Genomic DNA, 24,137 nt, shown 5'->3' on the forward strand with positions numbered 1-24,137 from the left:
ACCGAATGCTGCGACCGTATCCCAACCCTGGGGAATCATGAGCGAACGGCTGATCACACCTGATATTGCCGGCGACGATGCCTGCGTCGAAGTCTCCCTGCGGCCCCGCACCCTGACCGATTACGTCGGCCAGTGCAAGGCGAAGGAGAACCTGCAGATTTTCATCGATGCCGCCCGGGGACGCCGGGAAGCCCTTGACCACGTCCTCTTCTACGGCCCGCCTGGCCTCGGTAAAACCACCCTCGCCAACATCATCGCTGCCGAGATGGGCGTCAACATCAAGAGCACCTCCGGTCCGGTGATTGAAAAGACCGGCGATCTCGCCGCCATCCTGACCAATCTCGAGGCCGGGGATGTCCTGTTCATCGATGAAATACATCGCCTCTCGCCGGTGGTCGAGGAGATCCTCTATCCGGCAATGGAGGATTACCAGCTCGACATCATGATCGGCCAGGGTCCCTCGGCACGCACCATCAAGCTCGACCTCCCCCGTTTTACCCTGGTCGGCGCCACCACCCGGGCCGGTCTTCTCTCCTCGCCACTGCGCGACCGTTTCGGTGTCATCAGCCGGCTGGAATTCTATACCGACGAGGAACTGGCGATCATCGTCAGCCGCAGTGCCGGGATTCTCGAAATTCCCATCGAGGCACAGGGCGCCCTGGAACTGGCCCGACGCAGTCGTGGAACGCCGCGCATCGCCAATCGCCTGCTGCGCCGGGCCAGGGATTTCGCCCAGGTCAAGGGCGATGGGGTGATCACCAGGGAGCTTGCGGATCTGGCCCTGACCCGGCTGGAAGTCGACAGCCGTGGCTTCGACCACATGGACCGCCGGATCCTGCTGACGATCATCGACAAATTTGGGGGTGGACCGGTCGGCCTCGACACGCTGGCAGCGGCCGTCGGCGAAGAACGGGACACCATTGAGGACGTCATCGAGCCCTACCTGCTGCAACAGGGATATCTCAATCGCACACCCCGGGGTCGGACTGCCACCCCGGCTGCCTACCACCATTTCCAGCGGCTGCCGAAAACGGCCGCCGAGGGTGGCCTGTTCGCCTGACCCAAGAGCGAAGGGTGGTTTCCGGCACCCATTGCAGCGGAGCGATCGATGAAACGTCCTGCCTTCACCGTCTCCCAGAAGATCGCGGCCGGCTACCTTCTCATCGTCCTGTTCAGCCTGATTGCTCTGGGCTACGCCCTCTCCAGCTTGCAGCGACAGACCCAGCGTTCGCGCCAGCTGGTCGGCGTCGAGTTCAAACTCCTCAATCTCTATCGTGATCTGCGGGACACCTTGCTGGCCCAGGAACGGCTGGAAAAGCAGCTCCTGGTACTCCGCGACTCCGACATGCTGAACCTTGCGGCAAACCGTTCCCAGGAGTTTGCAGCCACCTGGGAAAAACTCGCCGCACTCCCCCTGCCGGAATCGGCCCCCAACCTGAGATCCCTTGCCGGGTCCTACATGCAGGCGGACCAGGCCTGTTCGGAGCTGCTGACCGACAAGCGCTGGGCAGCGGCAAGTCAGTGCACTCACGAGCAGACCGGCCCGCGCCGCGAAACCCTGCTGGCGGCCCTCGCCACCCTTACCGATCGTCAGCAGGCGACCCTGGATCAGGCGTTGCAAACCCTCTCCAGCGGCAGTAGCCAGGCCTACAAGGTGACGCTGCTGCTGGTTTTCATCGGACTGGCCCTGTCGGCCCCGGTGGCGATAACGGTTATCCTCGGCATCCATCGCTCAATCCGCACCCTGATCCTGGCCACCAAGCAGATTGCCGGCGGCAGCTTTGACCAGCCGATTGCCATTAGTGGCGTCGACGAATTCACCCTGCTCGCCCGGGAATTCAATGAGATGGGTTTAAAGCTCAAGGACCTGGAGCAGATGTCCCTCGACGCCAACCCGCTGACCCGGCTCCCCGGAAACCTTGCCATCGACCGCGAAATTGCCCGCCGGATCGAAAGCGGCATCCCGTTTTCCCATCTTTATATCGACCTTGACAACTTCAAAGCTTACGGCGACCGTTACGGCTATAAAGCCGGGAGCGAAGTGATCGCCCAGGTTGGCGACCTGATCCGCAAAACGGTGCGTAACTTTGGTACGCCTGAAGATCTGGTCGGCCATATCGGTGGTGACGATTACGTGATTCTCACCCCCCCCGAGCAGGGTGAAAACATAGCCCGGGCCTTACTCACGGAGTTCGACCAGATGGCGCCCTCCTTCTATTCGGAGGAAGACCGGCAGGCCGGTTTTTTCATGGCGCGGGACCGTTTTGGAATCGAACGGACCTTTCCCCTGCTGACCATGTCCGTCGCAGTGATCCGCGTCGACCTTCTTGAGGCACCAACAGCCCTGGCGATCAGCAGGGAGTGTGCTAAGATGAAGGAACATCTTAAGGAACTTCCTGGCAGCAATCTACTTGTCAACCGACGCAAGGTTCTATGACGCGGTTCCTGCTCTCTTGCCTGCTGATTTTCCTCCTGGCGGCCTGTGCGCAGCCTCCCGCCCCAGCCGCAACAGCCATCGTCGAACCGCAGCGGGAATTGTTCTTCCAGGGGTTGGATGAATTGCTGGCAACGGGAACCAGCCCGGCCCTGCAAAGACTTGTTCAGGAGAATGGCGCCTCCCCCTGGAAGGGGCCGGCGCAGAGCCTGCTCGATTGGCAGGCTGCAGCGGCCGCCGAACTCCAGCGCAAGACAGCCGAGCAACAGCAGAAAATCAAACAATGCATCGATAGCAATGAAAAACTCGTCCGCGAGAATGAGACGCTTAATCGCGACCTCCAGGAATTAAAGCGCATCATGGTCGAAATGGAAAAAAGGGCCCTATAGGATTGGACGCCGCCGGACAAAAGGGGTTTTAGAAAACCGGGCAATATGTTACTTTTCACTCAAAGGGGGGGCCTGCACTAGCCCTGCTGAGTTCGCCCCCGGGGCCGTCACTGTGGCGGCCCTTTTTATACCCTGGGCTGCCAACCCTCCGGACCTTGGCCATTGGTTCTCCCTGCGATGAGCAAAGACTCCCTCGATCAATTTACCCGCCAGTTGGCCCGCTGGGCAGAAGAACAGCTGGAGCGAAGCCGCTCTCCGTTGCGCCGGATCGACCTTTCGCCACGGGTGTTGACCCCGCAGGGGGCGCTTTACCCGGATCTGGTCCTCTGGATCAACCGGGACAGCGGCATGGCCGGGGGGGTTATTCTCGTCCCGCCCCGGGAGAGCGATTGTAGTGAGGAGCAGGGACGCCTTTGCGCCCATGCCCTTGGTTTGCGGCATTTTGTCGTATGGGGGGCGGATGAGATTGTCTTCTGGGAAATTCTCCCCGGCGGATTGTCCCGGCACCGGACGGTTGCCGCCCCACCTGCCGGCAGCGACGCCACTAGCTTTCGCCATACCCTGGCCACCGTCCTGGAGGAGATCAAATATCTCACCGTTGCGGGGTCCCTCACCCCGGAGGAGCTTCCGCCCCATTACCTTGTCAACCTTTGTCTGGGGGGACTTGCAGAGGTTGTCCCCGGACTGAAGGAACTGATGCGGGTCGCCTGCAGCGAAGGTCGTTGCAGTGCGACAGGCGTTCCTCCCGAGCAACAGGCGCAAGACAAGGCGTTCTTGACCCTGGTGCGGATTGCGGCACTGCTCCACCTCGACCAGCTGCCGACAGCGGTCCAACCGGAGGGACTGGAGCGGGCGATGCTTTTTGCCATCGATACGCTTCCGGCGGAACTTCGCAAGGCACTGGCTCCCCTCCCGGGCGAATTCCCACTTCCTCTCGATATCGCCGTCCGCTTCCACCACCTGTCGCGGCGCCTGGCCCAACTCGGCGGGTGTCAGGACAGTCAGCGGCTTGCCCGGGTCCTGGAACTGCTGCGGGAGGACCACCAGCTTCCCCTCGGCCAGCACGCCCTGACGGCACCCGTCCCGAAAACCCGCGGACCGCGGTTGATTGCAAACCTGGCCAACATTCCCCCAGGCCCTGAAGATTGGGAGGTAGCGCCACCGTCCCTGCTGGCCTGCTCTGTCCTGTTGCGCCATCTGCAAGGGCAGCCGGCGGCGCGGATTCAGGCCGCTGACCCGTTCCAGCTTCCCGGGACGCCGGCACCGACCCTGATCCTCGCGGCCCTGACCTCCCCGACCACGCTCCCCGCCCGTGAGCGGGCGGCACTGCAGGCCGGTTTGCGAATCTCGTGGCCGACCCGGAGATTTCGCCTCCCCCCGGATCTACCCCGCTGGGGGTGGGAACTTCTCCATCTCGCCGGGCTGGCGGCCCGGGAGGGGAAACTGCGGCTGAAGGTCCCCGGGGACTGGCTCAGCGCCCCCTTTGCCGATGTCTTGCTCGACACACTGCGGGAAGATTTCTCGATCGGCGAGATCCGCCGCATCTCCGCCCATCAAATGGAGATCGACCTCTGTAAAGATGGGGGCGCCGATAGCACCTGCCTTGTCAATCCGGGAAGGGACAACCGCTACCTGGAAGGGGAGCTTTCCCGAAAGGCTCCGGCCCTCTTCTGGGCCCTGGCGCTGGACCTCCCCGACCCGGTCTGGACCCTTTTTGAGAACGGCCACCTCCATCTCGATCCCTCTGGCAACTCGCCGCAAGACCTCGAGGCCGGGGTGAACCTTTTTGTCGCTTCAAGCCTCGGCCGATTGCTCTGGCAGGTGGCCGGCAATAACCAGCCGCTGCCCGGACCAAGAAGGTTTGCTGCGACCTGGGGAAAACGGCCCTTCCCCTTGCCCAACCGGGACATCCTGACCCTGTTGCAACGCCTGGCCGAGGAACACCCCGCCACTCCCAGCACCGCCGAGATCGATGCCGAACTCGCCCCCTGGTTTGCCCTCCCACTTTCCGCCACTGGCAGGGTCGCCAACCACCAGGAGCCAATGGCCACTGCGGCGGCGGCTACGCCCACGCCGACTCTTGATTTGGCCGACCTGAGCAACACGCTTTATCGGGAAGTCTTCAGTGACGGGCTACCGCTCTTCCCCGAGCATTATCTTTTTGACCATTTCCGCCCAGAGCTGCAAGAGTACCGGCTCAGCCTGCCGTTACAGCGAGGAGAGCCATTCTTCGGCCGGGTAGTTCTGACCGGCGCCGACGGCGACAGCTTTGAAGTCTCCTCCGAGCTGGCTGCCCAGGCGGTTGAATTGGCCGCCGCCGCCGGCAGGGAAGTCGTTCTGCTCCCCGCAGACCCCCTGATATTGCAAAATATTCTCGGCCGTTATCTGCAGGACTTGCAGACGCTTCACGAGGCGCTGTTACGCCGGGCCCACCTTCTGCTCACCAATCCCCGGCAGGCAAGGGCAGTCGCGGGAAAACTCTGGGAGAGACTCCCGCTCCCGCCGCCGGAGTTCTTTCGCGCCAAGCAGAGGTAATGCCGGGAACGGCCATCGTAGTGCCGGTGGCCAGGATGGATAAAATCTGCTGAAACTGGCAGAGAAAACTGTTATCATTCGAGAACATGTCCCCTCCATCAAGAAGGTCGCCATGAACGTTCTATTGCACCTTTGCTGTGCGAACTGCGCTATCTACCCGGTCAAGGTTCTACGGGAGCAGAACCACCAGGTCACTGGTTTTTTCTTTAACCACAACATCCACCCGTACCAGGAGTTCAGGCGACGGCTGGAAACGGTCCGCGACTATGCGGCCGGGGTGGAACTCGAGGTCCAGTATCGGGAGGACTACCAGCTGGAGGAGTTTCTGGCCCAGGTCGCCCAGGTCCCGCTCTTGCGCTGCGATTATTGCTACCACTCCCGTCTTGAAGAGACCGCCCGGCGCGCTGCCGACCAGGGTTTCGACGCGTTTAGCACCAGCCTGCTCTACAGCCGCTATCAGCAGCATGAGACAATCCGCAGCCATGGCGAGTCCCTCGCCCATCAACTTGGCATCAAATTCCTCTATCACGATTTCCGGCCTGGCTGGCGCGAGGGGATCGAAACTTCCAAGGCGATGGGGCTCTACCGCCAGCAGTACTGCGGTTGCATCTATTCGGAGAAGGAACGCTACTGTCCACCAGCCCGGACCTGAAGATGCCCCTCGGCAAGCTGCTCATCCTGATCGGCCTGTTATTGGTCTGTGCCGGGGTTTTTCTCTCCCTGGGGGGAAAGATTCCGCCCCTCGGCCGGCTCCCCGGCGATCTTCACATGGAATCGAAGAACTTTTCCTTCTATTTCCCCCTCACCACCTGTATTCTGGTTTCACTTCTCCTCTCCCTCAGTAGTGTCCGGTTAGCAAATTGCATTCACCCAAAGTTGCAGATAATTGTAAATATTTTCACAAGTTAGCGTATTTTTTGCTTGACAAATCGTCGTGAAGTCGGCGCGGCGATTTTCGTAAATACCTATTTTATATGAGGATTTACGAAAATGTCATTACTTGTTCGCTGCCACCGTACCCGGCTTAGCAGGCGCTCCATTGTCCGACTTTTTACCCCGTTCAAGGGCGCTCTCGAACATGCCCCGGTTCTTGAGGCCCGAGGCAACAGGCCACTTCAGATGACGTTTGAAGATCAGTTGAAAATCCTGACCTACTATCACCTCGAAGAGCATTCTTCGGGGCGTCATCTGCTTCAGGTTCTGACGCAGGAAGATTTTGCCGCGACTCATATTGCACCGCCCGGCGGTATCCGGAAAAGCGCCTTCTTTGAGGCGATCAATACCCGAGGGCTGGAGCAGATGATTCATGTTTACGAAGACCTGCAGAAACAGGTCTCACAAAAGATTCCTGTCGCCAAAGACATCTCCGATCTCGGCGATCTGATCGCCGTCGATGGTTCGCTGATTGACGCTACGCTGTCCATGCTCTGGGCGGACTATCGAGACGGAGCCAAAAAGGCCAAGGTTCACCTGGGGTTCGATATCGGTCGTGGTGTCCCCCAGAAAGTCACATTAACCGACGGCAAGGGCGACGAGCGTCCTCAGGCGGAACGGCTCGTGGCTCCCGGTCAGACAGGTGTCTATGACCGCTATTACCAGTGTTACAAAAACTTTGACGACTGGCAGGATCAGGGACGCCACTTTGTCTGCCGCATCAAAGCCAGTTCTCGTAAGACGGAGTTGAGCGCCAATCCTGTTGTCCCCGGCAGTCATGTTTTCTATGACGCCAGGGTGTTGCTCGGCACCAAAGATGTCAACCAGACCGAACGAGAAGTGCGTGTGGTCGGCTACAAGGTTGACCAAAAATCCTATTGGGTCGCCACCGACCGCTTCGATCTGACCGCCGAGCAGATTGCCTTGATCTACAAGCTACGCTGGACGATCGAGTCCTTCTTCGCCTGGTGGAAGCGCCACCTCAAGGTGTATCACCTGATTGCCCGCAGTCCCTACGGCCTGCTGGTGCAGATCCTCGCAGGGTTGATTACTTATTTGCTGCTGGCCATCTACTGCCACGAAGAGCATGGCGAACGTGTCAGCATCAACAGGGTGCGTGAGCTTCGCAACAATATTCGCAACGAGGCCGCCGAGGATGCGGCCGCAGGCTTAGGGCCTCCCGATATCATTGACTTGGACTTCGGAGCCTATGCAACTTCTTAACCGGACACTACTGCCTCTCCCTGATAATCTGGATTTTTCGCCGCTGACCTGCCCGACAGGAGAACCATGAGTTCCCGCCCGCATGACAAGATTGGTCTGGCCCTTGGTAGCGGCGCCGCCCGCGGACTCGCCCACATCGGGGTCCTCAAGGTCCTTGAAGAGGCGAAGGTGCCGATCGCGGCAATCTCGGGAACCTCCATCGGCGCCCTGATCGGGGCCCTCTATGCGGCAGGTGTCTCCGTGGCACAGATGGAAGAGATTGCCCGCGAGGTCGATTGGCGCGACCTGGCCAGACTGGTCGATCCGGTCTTTCCCGGCGCCGGCCTCATCGATGGCAAAAAAGTCTCCCGTTTCATCGCCGAACTTCTTCCGGTGCAGAGTTTCGAAGAGCTGCGTTTCCCCTTTGCCGTCACGGCTACCGATGTCGAGACCGGGGAGGATATTTTTATCAAGCAGGGGAATCTGCTCGAAGCGGTCCGTGCCGCGATTTCCTTCCCCGGGATATTCACCCCGGTCAGGTTTGGCAGCCGCTTCCTGGTGGACGGCGGTCTCTGCAATCCGGTTCCCGTCGACGTCGCCCGCGAGCTCGGCAGCGATAAGGTCATCGGCGTCTGCGCTATTCCGGCGATGCGGCAACCGCATCGTGAAACCTACCTGGAAGCCACCCCGGAGCAACAGGGGCAGGGATCCTGGCGGGAGATCTTTACAGCCCAGGGAGTAGAAAGGCTGTTCCGGGAGATCTGGCCCGGCAACGGCAAAGAGAAAAAACCAGCTGAAAGCCCCCCGGAACGGGAGCGAAAACCACCCGGTCTGCTGAAAATTTTCACGCAGAGTATTGCCATCATGGAGAACCAGATCAATGATCTGCGCCTGGCGCAGAATCACATCGACCTGCTACTGCGTCCCCATTTCGATGGCTTCAACCTCTTTGAGTTCAACCGGGCAGAAGAAGCGATCCGCGCCGGCGAAGCGGAGGCGCGGAAAAGGTTGCCGGCCATCATGCAAATGTGTGGCCGCGATTGAAACGCTTCTCAAGCATGTTAATCTTGCAACTATGGGAAATAACAGAGACCAATTACAGGAGGCAGGGATGATCGAGTTGCTTGAGAAAACCCTTCTGGCGGGCATGGGAGCGCTCTCCCTCAGCCAGAAAAAGGCAGAAGAGCTGATCCAGGAGTTAAAGCAGCGCTTTGACGTCAGTGAAGAGGAAGGGAAAGTTCTGCTCTCCCGACTGCAGGAAAACGCCCGGGAAAATCAGCAAAAACTGGAAGAGCTGGCACGCGGGGAAGTCCGCCTTGCTTGCGAGAGGATGGGGGTGGTGACGCACGAGGAGTTTGACAAACTCGCCAAAAAGGTCGCTCAACTCGAAAAACAGCTCAAGTCAACACCCAAGGACTGAGCCTCTATTACATGCTGACCTTTTCGCGGATCAACCGCAACATTCGCTCGATTCGGCGCTATCGGACCATTCTTGGCATTCTGATCAAGTATGGCTTCGGCCATGTCGTTGAACAGCTGAACATAAACTACTACCTCGAACTCGGCCGTCGCATCGTGACCCTGGGGACGGCTCCCAAGGAGATCGAGCGGCTGACCCAGCCGGAACGACTGCGCCTGGCCATGGAAGAACTCGGGCCAACCTTTATCAAGCTTGGCCAGGTTCTCTCCACCCGCCCCGATCTGATCCCCCGTGAGTACGCCGACGAATTTCGAAAACTCCAGGACAAGGTCCCCGGACTCCCCTTCCTTGAGATCTGCCGTCAGGTCGAAGAGGAACTCGGCACCGAACTGTCGGTGCACTTTGCCCACCTTGACCCGCAACCCCTCGCTGCAGCATCAATCGCCCAGGTCCATCGTGGGCGGTTGCACAACGGTGACGAGGTCGTGGTCAAGGTCCGCCGCCCAGGCGTAGCGAGCTTGGTTGAAACCGACCTTGATATCCTCATGGGCCTTGCTTACCTGATTGAAAATCATATTCCGGCCGGTGACATCTACGATCCGACGGGGATCGTCAAGGAGTTCCGCCGCATCATCCGCCGGGAGATGGACTTCAGCCGGGAAGGACACACCATCGATCGCTTTGCCACCAGCTTTGCCACCGACACCACGGTACACGTCCCCAAGGTCTACTGGGAGCAGACCGGAGAGACCGTTCTTACCATGGAATATGTCAACGGCATCAAGGTCTCCGATTTCGACCGTCTGCAGGCAACGGGGGGCGACCTGAAGGTCATCGCCCGCAACGGTGCCGATTATCTGCTCAAACAGGTCCTGGTTCATGGTTTTTTCCATGGCGACCCCCACCCGGGGAACGTCTTCGTCCTCGATAATAACATTATCTGCCTCCTCGACTACGGCATGGTCGGGCGGCTCGACGAGGATCTCAAGTACAAGCTGGCAGAATTACTGCTATCCGTTCTGCAACGGGATGTCGACCGCGTAATCTCCCAACTGCTCTATTCCGGAGACCTGACCGACGAGGTCGATCGCAAGCAACTGAAAAGAGACCTTAGCGAGTTTATTGACGACTATTACGAAATTCCGCTGCAGGAAATCCAGGCCGGAAAACTCCTCGGGGAATTTGTCGATATTCTGACCGAGTACCAGATCAAGTTTTCACCCGACCTGATCCTCCTCGCCAAGGCCCTGGTCACCATGGAGGGAATCGGCCGCCAGCTTGACCCCGAGTTCAACATGGTCGCCCACCTGCGCCCCTTCATGGAGCGCTTGCTGCACGAGCGAATGACCCCCGGCAACATTTCCCGGGAACTGTTTCGCACCGCCCAGTCCTATGGGGCACTTGCCAAAAACCTGCCCCGCGACCTCAAGGAATTCATCAATCGCCTGAACCGCAACAAATTCAAAATCGACCTGGAACACCGGGGCCTTGAACGGCTGATTGCGGATATTGACAAGTCGAGCAACCGCCTATCCTTCAGCCTGCTGATTGCAGCCCTGATTGTCGGTTCTTCCCTGATCATGCAGACCGAAAAGGGCCCCCTCCTCTTCGGCTTCCCGATGCTTGGCTTTCTCGGTTATTCGATAGCCGGCTTTTTGGGCCTCTGGCTGGCGATCGCCATTCTTCGCTCCGGCCGCCTGTGAACCCTGTGGTGGCGACGCCACAACGAAAGGTGCAACCCTGCAACACCAGACCGTCACCTCCCGCCCCAATTCTTTTTTTCTCCTTGTTTTTCAAATAGTTAAACAGAACAAAAAGACTGGCAGACTCTTTGCATTCTCTCATCTCCGTAATCAACCTGTTGAGAAATGCGAAATCTGTGGGAGGCCGGTCAGTCCATGATATTCCAATGCACCATCAACCAGACAGTCATGATTTCGGGAATCGGCCTGCACTCGGGGCAACGCATCAGCATGACGATGCGGCCGGCCGAAGCAGGCACTGGAATCATCTTCCATCGGACCGAGGGCGACCGCACCGTCTCCATTGAAGCCCTTTCGGCCAATGTGGTCGATACGCGCCTGGCGACGGTCATCGGCAAAAGTGGCCTTAGCGTATCGACCATAGAACATCTTATGGCCGCGTTGACGGCCTTTGGCATCGACAACCTCCACATTGATATTGACGGCCCCGAGGTTCCGATTCTCGACGGCAGCGCTCTCCCCTATATTGCCCTTCTCGAACAAGCGGGCCTGCGCAGCCTACCCCGCAGCCGCAAGTATCTGGCCATTCGCAAACCGGTCACCGTCATTGACGGCGAAAAACGGGTCACCATGATCCCCTCCCGTTTTTTCCGCCTCACTGCCGACATCGCCTTTGACCACCCCTGCATTGCCCGCCAGCATCGCTCGGTCAAGGTCACCCCGGACCTTTTCTGCCGCGACCTGGCAGGCGCCCGGACCTTCGGCTTTCTCCGCGAAGTGGAATACCTCAAGGCAAACGGCCTGGCACGGGGCGGCTCGCTGGAGAATGCCGTTGTCATTGGCGAGGACCGGATTCTCAACCCCGAGGGCCTGCGCTTTGCGGATGAATTCGTTCGTCACAAGATCCTGGACGCTATCGGTGACTTCAGCCTGGCTGGCTATCCGATCCTCGGTCACATCAAGTCTTTCAAGGGGGGCCACGATATCAACCATCAGATGGTCGAGCAGTTGCTTGCAACCCCTGATGCCTGGCGACTCGTTGAATTCAGTGACCGCGACCTGGAAGAGGCCCTTCATTCCGGGATTCCTGAATTTGCCGGTATCGACCTTGCCCTGACCAAGGTCTAACCTTCTCACAAGCCAGTCAGCAACGAAAATAGGCAGCCCTCAAGGCTGCCTATTTCCGTTGCTGTCTTGCCAATCCTTGCAATTGCGTTCATGTTTGGCCTATTATTACCAACTTAGAACCAATTTCAGGGACCGGGATGACGACCGAATCACAACCAAAACTTCCCCATGGGCCGAACTCCCGCAAACGATGGTGGGAATGGGCGACCATTCTCGGTATCCTTGCCCTGCTTCTCTTCCTGGCCCGTTTTGAAACCCACCTCTACGATCTGACCCAGAAATTTCCGCTCTCCAACAGCGTCCTCATCCTCGCCCTGATCAACCTCAACATCCTGTTGATCATCCTCTTTTTATTCCTGGTATTCCGCAACCTGCTCAAGCTCTTCCTAGAGCGACGCAAAGGGGTTCCGGGGTCGCGGCTCCGCGTCAAACTGGTGGTCACCTTCATCGCCCTCTCGCTGATTCCGACGATGCTGCTCTATTTCGTTTCGGCGGCCTTTATCACCAATTCGATCGAGAACTGGTTCAATGTGCAGATTGAATCTTCCCTGCAGGAATCGCTTGAAGTAGCCCAGACCTATTATAAAAACTCGGCCACCAATGCCCTCTATTACGGCGAGCAACTCGCCAGAATCATCAAGGAGGAAAAACTTCTCAACGATGAAAATCTGCCGCGTCTGAGTGCCGTTATCAGCCAGAAGCAGCAGGAATACAACCTCGGCATTGTTGAAGTTTTCTCCTCAACCAACGAGGAACTGGTGCGGGCCAGCAACCCGCAGGTACCGGTCAGTGACTTCACCGATCCCGATTCCAACAATATTCGTGAGGCCCTGAACGGCAAACGGTTCAGCCGGATTACCCCTCTGGGCAAGGCCGACCTCATCCGCGGGATCGTGCCAGTCTATTCGAACTGGAATCCGGAAGACGTCGTCGGGGTAGTGGTGGTGAACTACTACGTCCCCTACTCCCTCGTCAATAAAATGCAGGAAATCTCCAATTCCTTTGACCAGTTTAAAAATACCAAGCTGCTCAAAGGGAGAATCAAAAAGGGCTATCTCGTCTTTCTCGGCCTCATCGCCCTGGTCATCACCTTCCTTGCGACCTGGTTCGGCTTCCATCTGGCGCGGGGCATCACCGGCCCGATCCAGGAGTTGGCATTGGCCACCGGCCGGGTGGCTGGAGGTGACCTCGATGTGCGTATCGACGTCCAGAGCGACGATGAGATCGGCCTGCTGGTGACTGCCTTCAATAAAATGACCGGCGACTTGCGGCTCAATCAGCGCGAGATCGATCAGGCCAACCGCGACCTGCGCAGGTCGAACCTGGAGCTTGAACAACGCCGCCGCTACATGGAGATCGTGCTGAAAAATGTCACGGCCGGGGTGGTCTCTGTCGACCAGCAGGGGAACCTGACGACGGTCAACAAGTCTGCGGAAAAGATGCTGAAAATCAGGCCGGGCCGGATTCTCGGCAAAAACTTCCGGGAGGTCGTCAGCGACGAACACCTCCCAATGATCAAGGAGATTCTGCTTGACCTGCGCGAATCGGGCAAGGACTCCATCCGGCGCCAGGTCACCCTCCCCCTGGCGGATGGGAAACTTACCCTGCTGGTCAATGTCACGACGCTGCGGGATGAATCGGGTGAGTTCATGGGAACCGTCGTCGTTTTCGATGACTTGACCCAGCTGATCAAGGCGCAACGGATGGCCGCCTGGCGCGAGGTGGCACGACGCATTGCCCATGAAATCAAGAACCCGTTGACCCCGATTCAACTTTCGGCACAACGTCTGCGCAAACGCTATCTCGATCGATTCGGGGACGACGACAGGGTCTTTGACGATTCGACCAGGCTCATTATCAAACAGGTCGACGAATTAAAGAATCTTGTCAATGAATTTTCTAGTTTTGCCCGGTTGCCGGCGAGCAATCCAACACCGAACAGCCTCAACGAAATCCTCGAGGAGACCCTGGTCCTCTATCAGGAAGCCCACAAAGAGGTCGATTTCAGCTTCCATCCCGACCCGCGGCTGCCGGTCTTCGATCTCGACCGCGACCAGTTGAAGCGGGTGGTAATAAACCTGCTCGATAACGCCGTCGGTGCCATTGATCAGGGGGGCGCGGTTGAAATCGAGTCGGCCTACAATTCAGCCCTGCAGATGGCAACCTTCAGTATTTCCGATACGGGGTGCGGAATTCCGGCAGAGGACAAGCCGCGTCTTTTTGAACCCTATTTTTCCACCAAGAAATCGGGCACCGGCCTTGGTCTGGCCATTGTCGCCACGATCGTATCTGACCATAGTGGCTACATCCGCGTCAAAGACAACTATCCCCATGGAACCCGGTTTATTATCGAATTGCCAATTACAGGAAATGCAATAAAGGCCTGACTTATTCCAGCTATAGCCTTCCGCCTCGGAGACTCATGAAAACGATTCTGATCATCGACGACGAAGAAGGGATCCGCGAAAGCCTGCGCGGAATCCTTGAAGACGAGGGGTTTCGAACCCTGTACGCCGCGGATGGCGAGCAGGGGCTGCAAAAGGTTCGGGAGGAAAACTTCGATCTGATTCTTCTCGACATCTGGATGCCCGGCATCGACGGCATAGAAACCTTGCGCCGCATTCGCGAACTCGTCCCGGAACAGCAGGTCATCATGATGAGCGGCCACGGGACTATCGAGACGGCCGTAAAGGCGACCAAATTCGGGGCATTTGACTTTATCGAGAAACCCCTCTCCCTCGACAAGCTGCTGTTGGTGGTAAACAATGCCCTCAAGGTCGGTCGGCTGGTCGAGGAAAATCGGTCCCTGAAGGCGAAGCTCGCCAAGGATTACGAAATGATCGGCACCAGTCCGGCCATCAGGCTCCTCAAAGAGCAGATTGCCATTGCCGCACCGACCTCGGGCTGGGTCTTGATTACCGGCGAGAACGGGACCGGAAAAGAGTTGGTGGCGCGGGCGATTCACACCCAGTCTCAGCGCCGGGACAAGCCCTTTGTCGAGGTCAATTGCGCCGCCATCCCGGAGGACCTTATCGAATCCGAACTATTTGGTCATGAAAAAGGGGCTTTCACCGGGGCCACCGCCCAACGCAAGGGGAAGTTCGATCAGGCCCACGAAGGCACCCTGTTTCTGGATGAAATTGGCGACATGAGCCTCAAAACCCAGGCCAAGGTCCTGCGCATCCTTCAGGAGCACAAGTTCGAGCGGGTCGGCGGCAGCCGGACGATTGAGGTAGACGTCCGGGTGATCGCGGCAACCAACAAGGACCTGGAAGAAGAGATCGCGGCCGGGCGCTTTCGTGAAGACCTCTTTTATCGCCTCAACGTCATCCCCTTCCATGTCCAGCCGCTCAGGGAACGACGGGAGGATATCCCCCTGCTCGCCAATTATTTCCTCGAGTTTTTCTGCAGCAAGGAGAGCCGCGAAAAAAAGACCCTGTCCACTGAAGCCCAGGAGGCGCTGGCCGCCTATCCGTGGCCAGGGAACGTGCGGGAATTGAAGAACATTATTGAGCGTCTGGCGATCATGACACCGGAGCGCTCCATCGATCTGCGTCACCTGCCGCGCAGCATCACCAGTCACCAGGCGCCTCGCCCGGCAAGCGGGCTCTCCGGCCTGGCGGACAATGCCACCTTTCGCGAAGCAAAAGAGGAGTTTGAGAAGGAATATCTGCTGCAGAAGCTGGAAGAGAACGAATGGAATATCTCACGGACTGCGGAAGCCATTGATCTGGAACGGTCCAACCTGCACCGCAAGATCAAATCGTTTGGGATTGAATTCAAAAAGTAGAGTTCAGGCCCGCAGCGATGTTTTTGCGGCGGGGAAAAACCGGCCTGATCGGGTAGGAGGCGGGGTCGCCCCCGCCGTCCTCCCACACCACCGTGCGTACGGTTCCGTACACGGCGGTTCACAAGGCGCTCTGAAAGCGGCGGTGCTGATCGGTCAAGCGGATCAACCCCAAGTAGCGAAAGAAGGATGTCGGATACGCTTCATTCATGTGCGAGGCCCCTGAGTTCCACCAGGGGCCTCGCCCGTTCGTGGCCGATTTCCACGCCCGGGCTTCCGGCAATCCCCGCTGCATCAACCTCTTGGCCCGGGTATAGGGGCGCTTCCACTGTCGCCATAGAATGCAGCGCAGCTTCCGCCGCAGCCATTTGTCCAGTTCTTCGAAGATGCCTTTGACCTCCGCCAGGCGGAAGTAAGAGGCCCACCCCCGTAGCTTCGGGGTGATTTCTTTGATGACCTGAGCGAGACTGCGTCCCCTGCCCCGTCGGCAGACCTTCCTGAGTCCGGCCTTGAACCGCTTCACTCTCGACTCCGCCACTTTGAGGCGGGGTTTCTTGTGAAAGGTCATGCTGTAACCCAGAAAGACCCTTTTCCAAGGACGGTCGACGGCGCTTTTGGCGACGTTGACCTTGAGTGCCAGCCGCTCCTCCAGGAACCGGGTGAGACTGGCCATGACCCTTTGGCCGCTGCGCCTGGTCTGCACGTAAATGTTGCAGTCGTCGGCGTAGCGGCAGAAGGCGTGACCGCGCCTCTCCAGTTCCTTGTCGAACGCGTCGAGCAGGATGTTCGACAGAAGAGGTGAGAGGGGACCACCCTGCGGCGTCCCTTCCACCCTCTGCGACACAAGCCCGCCTTCGAGCACTCCGGCTTGCAGGTACCGCCGGATGAGCAGCAATACCCGCTTGTCTTCGACCTTACGGGCGACCCGCGACATGAGGATGTCGTGGTTCACCCGGTCGAAGAACTTCTCCAGGTCGATATCGACCACCCAGCGCTTGCCGTCGGCCACATGCCGACGGGCGGCTCTAACCGCCTGCCAGGCACTCCGTCCGGGACGATACCCGTAGGAGCTGTCGGAGAAGTCCGGATCGAATAGCGGCGTCAGCACCTGATGCAGCGCCTGCTGAATGAGCCGATCGCACACCGTGGGGATTCCCAGGGTGCGCACTCCCCCGTCGGGCTTCTCGATTTCCACCTTCCGCACCGGCTGGGGGCGATACGTCCCATTCAGCAACTCTTCCCTGATGGTCGGCCACTTCTCCTTGAGAAAGCCGCGTAGCTCGCCCGTCGTCATCTCGTCGATGCCGGGGGCGCCCTTGTTGGCTTCCACTCGTTCAAGGTGCGGATTCCGATGAAAGTTGCCAGCCGTTCCAGCGCAAAGTTGCCACTCGTTCCAAGGCAAAGTTGCCAGTGATCGGAGCGTAGCGACGCTGGAGTTTTTGTCTTACGCCAAGTTGCCGATCGGGTCAAGCTGGGATCGCCGTTTGCGCATCGATTCTCCTTTCAAGGTGAGCCGGTAGGCGTTGTGGATGAGGCGGTCGAGGATGGCGTCGGCGACCGTCGGATCCCCGAGGTAGTCGTGCCAGGCTTCGACCGGAAGCTGGCTGGTGATCAGGGTCGAACGCAGATTGTGGCGGTCCTCGAGGATTTCGAGCAGATCGCGGCAACCGGCGGCGGTCATGGGGGCGAGCCCCCAATCGTCGAGGACGAGCAGTTGAGTCTTGGCGACTCTATCCATCATCTTGGGGTAGCGGCCGTCGGCCCGCGCGAGGGCCAGTTCCTCCAGGAAGCGGGGCAGGCGCAGGTAGAGGGTCTTGCAGCCGAGGCGGCAGGCCTTGTGAGCCAAGGCGCAGGCGAGGTAGCTCTTGCCGACGCCGGTGGGGCCGGTGATGAGAATGTTGTGGCCCTTGGCGAGGTAGCGACCGCCGGCCAGCGCCAGCACGAGGTCGCGGTCGAGTCCCCGGGGTGCCCTCCAGTCGAGGTCCTCGATGCAGGCGCTCTGACGCAGCCGGGCCGTGCGCAGGCGAGTGGTGAGCCGGCGGCTGTCGCGCTCGGTCTGCTCGCGGTCGACCAGCAGGCCGAGGCGCTCCTCGAAGCTCAAGGCATCGGCGGTCTCGCTAAGGCGCTGTTCCTGAAGGGCCTTGAGCATGCCGGTCAGCTTGAGGGCGCGCAGTTTGTCGTCGGTGGGGTGGCTGAGCATGGTGGTCTCCTTGGTCAGTGGTAGTAGCCGGCGCCGCGGATGTTGTCGTGACTCGGCAGCAATGAGAGTTGGGATTCGGTGGACTCGGGGAGCGACTGGCGGTCCAGTCCGGTTTTGAGGATCGAGGCGACGCTCTTGAGGCGACAGGCGTTTGTTGCCAGGGCCCGCTGGCAGGCCGCTTCCAGGCGCTCGGGCGTGTAGGTCTTGGCCAGCCGGATCAGCCCCAGGACGCTGCGGTAGCCCTGCTGGGGATGGGCCCGTGAGGCCAGGATCTTCTCTGCCAAGGCGGCGGTGTGCGGTCCGGTTTTGGCCGCCCAGGAAACCAGGCGCTGCGGCGTCCATTCGGCATACTCCCTGTGGCTTTTGGGCATGTGCTCGCCGAGAGTGGTGTGGCGACCGCGCTCAGAGGAGCGGACATGGGAGGCCACCCGTTGCCCTTTGTGCAGAAATTCGACGGTGGTCGCCGTCAGGCGCACGTCGAGCTGCTGCTTCACCAGCACATACGGGACCGAGTAGTAGTGGTGGTCGACTTCGGCATGGTAATCGATGTTGACCCGCGCATGGCGCCATTCGGCGAACGTATAGGGGGTCGCCGGCAGAGGATTCAGAGCCGGACGTTCCAGGGTGTCGAAGAGCTGCTGGCGGCAGCCGGGAAGCTTCTTGAAGGGGCGCCGGTTGAGGTGCTCCACCAGCTCCCGAATGGCGGCGTTGGCCTCGGCCAGACTGAAGAAGGTACGGTTGCGCAGCCGCGCCAGGATGAAGCGCTCGGCGACCAGAACCGCCGCCTCGACCTTGGCCTTGTCTTTGGGTTTGCGCACCCGCGCCGGAATCACCGCGCAGCCATAGTGAGCGGCCAGCTCCGCATAGGTGGGGTTGATGTCCGGTTCGTAGCGGCAGGGTTTGGAGACGGCGCTTTTCAGGTTGTCCGGAACAACGATCTCGGGCACTCCGCCGTAGAAGGAGAAGGCCCGGACATGCGAGCCGATCCAGTCCGGCAGCCCTTGGGTCCAGGTGGCTTCGGCAAACGTCTGGGAACTCGCCCCCAGGGCCGCGACGAACAGTTGCGCTTCGCGGATCTCGCCGGTGCGGCGGTCGACGATCGGCAGGGTCTGGCCGGTGTAGTCGACAAACAGCTTCTCGCCGGCTTTGTGCACCTGACGCATCGACAGACGCAGTTTGCCGGACCACTCACGGTACAGATCGCAGAAACGGCTGTAGCGATACCCCTCGGGATGGCTGTTCTGGTATTCCTCCCAGAGCAGCCCCAGGGTGACGCCCTTGCGCTTGAGTTCCTGATGGATGGTCGCCCAGTCGGGCATGGGGCGCTGGTCGGCGGGAATGACTGGCGCTGGCGGAAAGAGCAACTGTTCAAGTCGGGTTTCGTCCAGATTCTCTGGCAGCGGCCAAGACAACCCGGCGTGAGCGGCGCGTCTCAGAAATTCGCCCACCGTGGTGTGTGACGTGCCGACGGAGCGGGCGATGGCCCGCTGTGTCAGGCCGGCTTCGTAATGCAGACGCAGAACGTCCTTGATCTTGCGCATGGATAACCTCGTGTGTGCCAATGGGACCACCTCCTGGAAAAAGTCCAGAAGGTTGTACCCCGCGGTTACCCAGCGTCGCGAGAACTTTGATCAGTCTGACAGATTCACCGACCTCTTCCGCTCAAACTGGAAAGTTTGGATCGGAACGGGTGGAAACCTTGCGTCGGAATGACTGGCAAGTTTGGATCGGAATCAGTGGCAAGTTTGCATCGGAATCGGTGGAAAGTTTGGCTCGGAATACGCATTCAAGGGCCGCCATCATGTTCGGGCGGCTGACGACGTCTTCCATCAGCCCCCGTTCCGCTTTCGTCCAGGAAGGGTCTCTCGTTGCCGTGACGTTTGACGCACCGCTCCCATGCTCTGGCGGCTTCCGGCCGCTGCCCTCCGGGACGGCTCCCGGTATCTCGACCAGGACTTCTGCTGCTCTTGTCGTCATCGAAACGCGAGTCTCCTGAAACGACGCCTCATGTTCGGCCCTTTGCCGGGTGGTTACTCCGGCTACTACGGCCTCTGCTGACTTCTGCCGGCCGGTCCCGACACCTTACGGTGACGGTAGCACGAGGCAGACCGACAGATCTCCCAGGGTAATGCGCGTGACCTTCCTCCCATCTGCCCGCCGCATCTACAGCCCCACCCTCCCGGATGGCTATCGGGCTTTGAAGATATTGGCCTTCTCGCCCGGATGAGAGGGTCTGTCAAACGAACTGTGTATCCGCTCTTTCAATAGACCAGATTCAACGGCACCCGGTCTTCGCCGAACATCACTTGGAATGTCTGCAGCGCTGGCTTCCAGTTGTGGATCATCTTCCAGTTGCGTGACGCCTGCCGGATTGCCAGATAGAGCGCCTTGATCGCCGATTCGTCGTTGGGGAATATCCTCCGGTTGCGGGTCAGCTTGCGCAGGCTCATGTTTAGCGATTCGATCGCGTTGGTCGTGTAAATGACCTTGCGAATTTCCGGCGGAAACTGGAAAAACGGGATGATGTTGTCCCAGTTGCTCCGCCACAAGCGGATTACCGAACGATAGGACTTGCCCCAATCGGCGTCCAGTTGTTCCAACTCCGCCGCCGCTTCTTCGGCGGTCGCCGACTGGTAGATACGCTTGAGGGCCGCGACCACGGCCTTGCTGTCCTTGACCGTGACGTAACGCAGGCTCGCCCGCACCAGATGGACGATGCAGAGTTGGGTCAGGGTCTTGGGGAAAATGGCGTTGACCGCTTCCGGCAGCCCTTTCAGCCCGTCCATGCAGGCGATGTAAACATCCTGCACGCCGCGATGGCGCAGTTCGGTGAGGACCGAGAGCCAGAACTTGGCCCCTTCGGTCTCGGCGATCCACAGGCCGAGAACTTCCTTCTCGCCGCGCAGGTTGACGCCGAGAACCACATGGGCCGACTTGTTGACCACCTGCTTGCCGTGATGAATCTTGACCGTCAGGCCATCGAGCCACAGGATCGGGTAGACGGCTTCCAGTGGGCGATTCTGCCAGGCCCGGACCTCGTCCAGAACCGATTCGGTCACCTGGGAGATGACGGCATGGGAAATCTCCACGCCGTAGAGATCCTTCAGGGCGTCCTCGATGTCGCGGGTCGTCATCCCTTTGGCATAGAGGGTCAGGATCTTTCCTTCCATCCCGGCCAGGCGAATCTGGCGTTTGCGAACCAGTTGCGGCTCGAAAGACCCCGCCCGGTCGCGGGGCGTTTCGATCTCCAGTTCGCCGAAGGTGCCCTTGACGGTTTTACTGCTCTTGCCGTTGCGGGTGTTGGCGCGTTTCGCCGGCCCGGCTTCGCCGGCTCCGTAACCCAGATGCGCGGTCATTTCGGCGTCCAGGCTGCGGTTGATCATGCGCTGTAGCAACCGCGAATAGAGTTTGTCGACGTCCTCGGGGGTTTTGCAGTCGACCAAAAGCTCGTCCAATTTGTCTGATTTAATCGCCATCGTTTCTGCTCCTCGGTGGGGGAATTGCCCCACTCTCTCATGGAGCAGATACACAGTTCAATTTACAGGCTCGGATGAGACTGCCTCATGCGGTTTCTGTTCGTCGGACCGGGATTTTGCCTGCGGCTTCCTTCAGATTCCACCTCGCGATGGACACCCTTGCCGTCCGGCTAGCGGTTCCCGCCATCAGGGTCCGCAGGGGACTTTCACCCCCAAGTCACTGATTCACCACCACAGTGAATCAGACAGCGCCAGTCAAGGCGCTACGCGCCATGCCTGGCGCACCAGACAAAAAAAGGCCCGCCTCAAATGAGGCGGGCCTTCTGAATAATTTCGGCGGCGACCTACTTTCCCACACAGTCACCCGTGCAGTATCATCGGCGCAGTAGGGCTTAACTTCTGTGTTCGGGATGGGAACAGGTGTGACCCCTACGCTATAGCCACCGAAAACCTTAAAACTGGTTTCCAATTGCCTAAGACTTTTACGATGCGGCCGCTACCGGCACTTTTTGTCATGGAAGTCGGGGGGAGGAGAACCTCCCCCCTTCTTCACCTAAAACTTTTTATGGTCAAGCCTCACGGTCAATTAGTACCGGTTAGCTGAACACATTGCTGTGCTTACACACCCGGCCTATCAACGTTGTAGTCTCCAACGGACCTTTAGGGGCTTGCGCCCAGGGAGATCTCGTCTTGAGGTGGGCTTCCCGCTTAGATGCTTTCAGCGGTTATCCTTTCCGAACGTAGCTACCCTGCCATTGCCACTGGCGTGACAACAGGAACACTAGTGGTTCGTCCATCCCGGTCCTCTCGTACTAAGGACAGATCCTCTCAAATCTCCTACGCCCACGGCAGATAGGGACCAAACTGTCTCACGACGTTTTAAACCCAGCTCGCGTACCACTTTAATTGGCGAACAGCCAAACCCTTGGGACCTACTTCAGCCCCAGGATGTGATGAGCCGACATCGAGGTGCCAAACCTCCCCGTCGATGTGAACTCTTGGGGGAGATAAGCCTGTTATCCCCGGAGTACCTTTTATCCGTTGAGCGACGGCCCTTCCATACAGAACCGCCGGATCACTAAGACCTGCTTTCGCACCTGCTCGACGTGTATGTCTTGCAGTCAAGCTCCCTTATGCCTTTGCACTCTACGGCTGGTTTCCAATCAGCCTGAGGGAACCTTCGCGCGCCTCCGTTACACTTTGGGAGGCGACCGCCCCAGTCAAACTACCCACCAGGCAGTGTCCCCGATCCCGATAAGGGACCTAGGTTAGACATCCAGAAGAACAAGGGTGGTATTTCAAGGACGACTCCACCGACACTGGCGTGCCAGCTTCAAAGTCTCCCACCTATCCTACACATGCTGTCCCGAATGTCACTGCCAAGCTGTAGTAAAGGTTCACGGGGTCTTTCCGTCTTGCCGCGGGTAATCGGCATCTTCACCGATAATTCAATTTCGCTGAGCCTCTGGTTGAGACAGTGCGGAAGTCGTTACGCCATTCGTGCAGGTCGGAACTTACCCGACAAGGAATTTCGCTACCTTAGGACCGTTATAGTTACGGCCGCCGTTTACCGGGGCTTCGGTTCAAAGCTTCGCTTGCGCTAACAAATCCCCTTAACCTTCCGGCACCGGGCAGGCGTCACACCCTATACTTCCTCTTACGAGTTTGCAGAGTGCTGTGTTTTTAGTAAACAGTCGCTACCGCCATTTCTCTGCGACCCTCTTCGGCTTCACGTGCGAATCGCTACACCTAATGAGGGCACACCTTCTCCCGAAGTTACGGTGTTATTTTGCCGAGTTCCTTAACCAGAGTTCTCTCAATCGCCTTAGCATTTTCTGCCCGCCCACCTGAGTTGGTTTGCGGTACGGTCACCTGTGAACTGAAGCTTAGAGGCTTTTCTTGGAAGCATAGGATCAACCACTTTGTGGGCTTAAAGCCCTCGTCATCACGTCTCAGCGTTTAAATGGAGCAGCGGATTTGCCTACCGCTCCCGCCTACGCGCTTAAACCGGGACATCCGACACCCGGCTGGCCTACCTGTCTCCGTCCCCCCATCGCATTCACAGGTGGTACAGGAATATTAACCTGTTTCCCATCAACTACGCCTTTCGGCCTCGCCTTAGGGACCGACTAACCCTGAGAAGATTACCTTTACTCAGGAAACCTTGGGCTTTCGGCGTGCGGGTTTCTCACCCGCATTTTCGCTACTCATGTCAGCATAATCTCTTGTGGTTCCTCCAGCCGTCCTTACGGTCGACCTTCAGCGGTTGCCACAATGCTCCCCTACCACTTGTACCTTAAGGTACAAATCCGCAGCTTCGGTGCTGTGCTTGAGCCCCGTTACATTTTCGGCGCAGGTTCACTTGACCAGTGAGCTATTACGCTTTCTTTAAAGGGTGGCTGCTTCTAAGCCAACCTCCTGGTTGTCTGGGCGCTCCCACATCCTTTTCCACTTAGCACAGACTTAGGGACCTTAGCTGGCGATCTGGGCTCTTTCCCTTTCGACGACGGATCTTATCACCCGCCGTCTGACTCCCGTATAGACGTTTCCGGCATTCGGAGTTTGGTTAGGTTTGGTAATCCGGTAAGACCCCTAGCCCATCCAGTGCTCTACCTCCGGAACGATTCGTACGAGGCTATACCTAAATATATTTCGGGGAGAACCAGCTATCTCCGAGTTTGATTAGCCTTTCACTCCTATCCACACCTCATCCCCTCAGTTTTCAACCTAAGTGGGTTCGGGCCTCCACGACGTGTTACCGTCGCTTCACCCTGGACATGGATAGATCACCCGGTTTCGGGTCTACTCCCAGCAACTGAACGCCCTGTTCAGACTCGCTTTCGCTACGGCTCCACCTAACCGGCTTAACCTCGCTACTGAGAGTAACTCGCTGACTCATTATGCAAAAGGCACGCGGTCACACTGGCGC

16 protein-coding genes, 2 rRNA genes and 1 pseudogene (1 of these 19 cut by a window edge) are annotated in these 24,137 nt (G+C 58.8%); 13 read left to right on the forward strand and 6 right to left on the reverse strand.

Annotated elements, in window-relative coordinates; all coding sequences use genetic code 11:
* Positions 1 to 37: 37 nt before the first annotated feature.
* The 13 genes and pseudogenes from ruvB to ACYQ8E_RS07155 all read left to right on the forward strand — a co-directional run bounded on the left by ruvB (position 38) and on the right by ACYQ8E_RS07155 (position 15,535).
* Positions 38 to 1,060 (forward strand): Holliday junction branch migration DNA helicase RuvB, encoded by a 1,023-nt coding sequence (gene ruvB / locus ACYQ8E_RS07095; RefSeq protein ID WP_066727929.1) that lies wholly within the window; start codon positions 38 to 40, stop codon positions 1,058 to 1,060.
* 48 nt (positions 1,061 to 1,108) lie between these two features.
* On the forward strand, positions 1,109 to 2,437 hold the full coding sequence (locus ACYQ8E_RS07100) for a GGDEF domain-containing protein (RefSeq protein ID WP_066727930.1): 1,329 nt from the start codon (positions 1,109 to 1,111) through the stop codon (positions 2,435 to 2,437).
* Positions 2,434 to 2,823 carry a hypothetical protein gene (locus ACYQ8E_RS07105; RefSeq protein WP_066727931.1) on the forward strand — a complete coding sequence of 130 codons (390 nt, stop codon included), beginning with the start codon at positions 2,434 to 2,436 and terminating at the stop codon, positions 2,821 to 2,823. The genes ACYQ8E_RS07100 and ACYQ8E_RS07105 overlap by 4 nt, the downstream gene beginning before the upstream one ends.
* Positions 2,824 to 3,000: 177 nt before the next feature.
* Positions 3,001 to 5,358: a hypothetical protein gene (locus tag ACYQ8E_RS07110; RefSeq protein WP_066727932.1), complete on the forward strand. Its 2,358-nt coding sequence runs from the start codon at positions 3,001 to 3,003 to the stop codon at positions 5,356 to 5,358.
* A gap of 112 nt (positions 5,359 to 5,470) precedes the next feature.
* Positions 5,471 to 6,010, forward strand: coding sequence for an epoxyqueuosine reductase QueH (locus tag ACYQ8E_RS07115; protein WP_459860513.1), 540 nt, complete (start codon positions 5,471 to 5,473; stop codon positions 6,008 to 6,010).
* A 2-nt stretch (positions 6,011 to 6,012) separates the two neighbouring features.
* Positions 6,013 to 6,267, forward strand: coding sequence for a DUF2905 domain-containing protein (locus tag ACYQ8E_RS07120; protein WP_459860515.1), 255 nt, complete (start codon positions 6,013 to 6,015; stop codon positions 6,265 to 6,267).
* 81 nt (positions 6,268 to 6,348) lie between these two features.
* Positions 6,349 to 7,449: pseudogene (locus ACYQ8E_RS07125) on the forward strand (IS4 family transposase); the annotation flags it as partial.
* Between the two features lie 132 nt (positions 7,450 to 7,581).
* The gene (locus tag ACYQ8E_RS07130; RefSeq protein WP_066727935.1) at positions 7,582 to 8,538 is read left to right on the forward strand and encodes a patatin-like phospholipase family protein; all 957 of its coding nucleotides are present in this window, start codon (positions 7,582 to 7,584) and stop codon (positions 8,536 to 8,538) included.
* A gap of 67 nt (positions 8,539 to 8,605) precedes the next feature.
* A complete protein-coding gene (locus tag ACYQ8E_RS07135) occupies positions 8,606 to 8,914 on the forward strand; it encodes a phasin family protein (protein ID WP_459860517.1) in 309 nt (102 codons plus the stop codon).
* An 11-nt stretch (positions 8,915 to 8,925) separates the two neighbouring features.
* Positions 8,926 to 10,617, forward strand: coding sequence for an ABC1 kinase family protein (locus ACYQ8E_RS07140; RefSeq protein ID WP_066727937.1), 1,692 nt, complete (start codon positions 8,926 to 8,928; stop codon positions 10,615 to 10,617).
* A 195-nt stretch (positions 10,618 to 10,812) separates the two neighbouring features.
* Entirely contained in the window at positions 10,813 to 11,745 is a 933-nt protein-coding gene (lpxC, locus tag ACYQ8E_RS07145; protein WP_066727938.1) for a UDP-3-O-acyl-N-acetylglucosamine deacetylase, read from the forward strand.
* Positions 11,746 to 11,882: 137 nt separating this feature from the next.
* On the forward strand, positions 11,883 to 14,132 hold the full coding sequence (locus tag ACYQ8E_RS07150) for a sensor histidine kinase (RefSeq protein WP_066727939.1): 2,250 nt from the start codon (positions 11,883 to 11,885) through the stop codon (positions 14,130 to 14,132).
* Positions 14,133 to 14,167: 35 nt separating this feature from the next.
* On the forward strand, positions 14,168 to 15,535 hold the full coding sequence (locus ACYQ8E_RS07155) for a sigma-54-dependent transcriptional regulator (protein WP_066727940.1): 1,368 nt from the start codon (positions 14,168 to 14,170) through the stop codon (positions 15,533 to 15,535).
* Positions 15,536 to 15,653: 118 nt separating this feature from the next.
* Here ACYQ8E_RS07155 and ltrA read toward each other — a convergent pair whose 3' ends face one another.
* The 6 genes from ltrA to ACYQ8E_RS07185 form a co-directional block, all read right to left on the reverse strand.
* On the reverse strand, positions 15,654 to 16,862 hold the full coding sequence (ltrA, locus tag ACYQ8E_RS07160) for a group II intron reverse transcriptase/maturase (protein ID WP_066727941.1): 1,209 nt from the start codon (positions 16,860 to 16,862) through the stop codon (positions 15,654 to 15,656).
* A 114-nt stretch (positions 16,863 to 16,976) separates the two neighbouring features.
* Positions 16,977 to 17,732 (reverse strand): IS21-like element helper ATPase IstB, encoded by a 756-nt coding sequence (gene istB, locus ACYQ8E_RS07165; protein WP_066723645.1) that lies wholly within the window; start codon positions 17,730 to 17,732, stop codon positions 16,977 to 16,979.
* A 14-nt stretch (positions 17,733 to 17,746) separates the two neighbouring features.
* Complete coding sequence (istA, locus tag ACYQ8E_RS07170; RefSeq protein WP_066723643.1) at positions 17,747 to 19,273, reverse strand: IS21 family transposase; 1,527 nt, start codon at positions 19,271 to 19,273, stop codon at positions 17,747 to 17,749.
* 720 nt (positions 19,274 to 19,993) lie between these two features.
* Entirely contained in the window at positions 19,994 to 21,208 is a 1,215-nt protein-coding gene (locus tag ACYQ8E_RS07175; RefSeq protein ID WP_066725531.1) for an IS256 family transposase, read from the reverse strand.
* A gap of 331 nt (positions 21,209 to 21,539) precedes the next feature.
* Positions 21,540 to 21,656: ribosomal RNA gene (gene rrf, locus ACYQ8E_RS07180) — 5S ribosomal RNA — on the reverse strand.
* A gap of 117 nt (positions 21,657 to 21,773) precedes the next feature.
* A 23S ribosomal RNA gene (locus ACYQ8E_RS07185) occupies positions 21,774 to 24,137 on the reverse strand; it runs 593 nt beyond the window's last position.

This window comes from Desulfuromonas carbonis, assembly GCF_054658035.1.